Source organism: Oleiphilus sp. HI0061, assembly GCF_001635675.1.
In genome coordinates this window covers 1-1,593 of the sequence record NZ_LWFE01001466.1, presented here as the reverse complement: position 1 = coordinate 1,593, position 1,593 = coordinate 1, and the positions used below count along the sequence as shown (strand labels likewise).

At 45.0% G+C, this 1,593-nt stretch carries 1 protein-coding gene; it reads left to right on the top strand.

Translation table 11 applies throughout. The annotated features are described in order from the left end of the window. The first annotated feature begins 53 nt into the window (after window positions 1–53). Window positions 54–1,586, top strand: coding sequence for a cryptochrome/deoxyribodipyrimidine photo-lyase family protein (locus tag A3735_RS23010; protein WP_082865253.1), 1,533 nt, complete (start codon window positions 54–56; stop codon window positions 1,584–1,586). The last annotated feature ends 7 nt before the right edge of the window (window positions 1,587–1,593 follow it).

Sequence of the window (1,593 nt, the reverse complement as noted above, 5' to 3'; positions counted from 1 at the left end):
CCCCTTCCAAACGTAAACGTAACAAACATCATAGTTAGGATTGAATAGAATTCATGTCAGCTCAAGGTTTACATCAACAAATCAGCGACTTACGAACCAAACAACCAACTCAAAACCAGGGCATTAACGTTGTATGGTTTAAGCGTGATCTCAGGTTACGTGATCATACTCCCCTGAAGGAAGCTTGTGCAGGCAAAAATCCCACCTTACTGATCTATATCTTCGAAGATCTGCTAATACAAGACCCTCACTACGACGTGCGCCATTGGCGTTTTATTTGCCAGTCTTTAGCCGATTTGAATCGTCAACTCAAGGCCTTTAACACGCAGATCCATTGCTTTCGGGGCAAGGTTCTTAAGGCGTTAGAGGAAATCCATAGCCATTTCACAATCAATCGATTATTCAGCTATGAAGAGACCGGTATACGTGCTACCTATGAGCGCGATAAGGAAATAGCTGATTGGCTAGCCAAACACCAAATAGACTGGCAAGAAAGCCCAACGGGCGGAGTCATTCGAGGGCTGACCCACCGAAGCAATTGGGACAAGCACTGGCACAGTATCATGCGCATGGGTTTAGACAATCCCGACCTTCGAGGCGCTAACCTTATTTCTCTAGCACATCATCATCCGAATGATGCAATGGAGCCTTCTTGGCTTGAAACGCATCCTAGGATGCAACATGGGGGTGAAAAATGGGCTGAGAGAACACTCGCTTCTTTTTTTAGATCAAGAGGTCAAGACTATGCCTATAAAATATCAAAACCACTTGAAAGCCGAAAGAGCTGTTCCCGCATGTCTCCTTACCTGGCTTGGGGAAATATTAGCCTGCGGCAGTTTTATCAGCGAACCTTACTTCATCGTCGCGAACAGGGGTGGCGTAAAACGGCGAATACCTTGTGTTCACGTTTGCATTGGCACTGCCATTTTATCCAAAAGTTTGAAAGTGAACATGAAATGGAAGAAAGACCTGTCAATCGCGCTTACGCGTTATTCAGCTATCGAGAAGACAATGATTCCCTTTGCCATCGCCAAGCTTGGCAAGATGGAAAAACGGGCTACCCCATTGTTGATGCATGCATGCGATGTTTAATCGAAACGGGTTATTTGAACTTTCGAATGCGATCCATGCTCGTCAGCTTTTTTTGTCATCATTTGCTGCAGGATTGGCGGCAAGGTGTACATTATCTAGCCAAGCTTTTTTTGGACTTCGAGCCCGGTATTCACTATGCGCAGTTTCAGATGCAGGCTGGCGTCACAGGCACAAATACCATTCGAATTTACAATCCAGTGAAACAAAGTCTAGAGCATGACCCTAATGGTGAGTTTATCAGAATGTGGCTACCGGAATTGGCTAAACTCCCAAACGAGCTGATTCACACGCCGTGGATGATGACTCCTATGGAAGAAACATTGTATGACCTATCTCTGGGAACCACGTATCCAAAACCAATTGTCGATATTAAAGAAACGGGAAAAATTGCTCGCCGCGAATTATGGGCTTTTCGTAAACGAACCTTCGTCAGACAAGAAAACAGCAGGATTCTTCACCGTCACGTACGTCCTAATAAACGGAAAAGAGACTAAACTGAAC

Excerpts from the sequence above, each read along its gene's own strand:
- A3735_RS23010 (WP_082865253.1), top strand. The coding sequence starts at position 54 with ATGTCAGCTCAAGGTTTACATCAACAAATCAGCGACTTACGAACCAAA.